This is a genomic window from Cupriavidus oxalaticus (assembly GCF_038900635.1).
Classification (GTDB): Bacteria; Pseudomonadota; Gammaproteobacteria; order Burkholderiales; family Burkholderiaceae; genus Cupriavidus; species Cupriavidus oxalaticus_B.
On record NZ_JAYMRX010000082.1, the window covers coordinates 1 to 467 of the forward strand.

Below are 467 nucleotides of genomic sequence, written 5' to 3' on the forward strand. Positions count from 1 at the left end.
TTGCAATACAGTCCGAAATGTCCACCAGGACGCGGGACTCACTCATTGTTTCCGTCTCCACGCTGGCGGTTCTTGAACATATCTGGATTAATCATGTCGCGCGCATCATGGCCTAGGTGCAGCGTCTCGCCGCCATCGACGTAAACATCCTCGCCGGTGATGAACTCCCCAAGTCTCGATGCAAGGAAGATGATGGTGCCGGCGACGTCCTCAGCCACGCCTATCCGGTTGAGGACCGAGCGGTTCAATTCGCGCCATTTCTCTGGTGGGATCGGATAGCGCCCCAGCGCCTCCGTCATGATAGTGCCGGGCGCAACGCAATTCAGCCGGATGCCGTATTCGCCCCATTCGGCCGCCAGCGTCTTCATCATGCCGGTGACGCCTGCGCGCGCGGCGACGGTATGGGCGAAGCCCGTCAGTGCTGTGCGGGCTGAGATTGCAGTTACGAACACGATTGAGCCCCGCTC

At 60.2% G+C, this 467-nt stretch carries 1 protein-coding gene; it reads right to left on the reverse strand.

The window, feature by feature from the left end; all coding sequences use genetic code 11:
• Positions 1-38: 38 nt before the first annotated feature.
• Positions 39-467: SDR family NAD(P)-dependent oxidoreductase (locus tag VSR71_RS35045; protein WP_342917914.1), on the reverse strand; the 429-nt coding region annotated here is incomplete at its 5' end.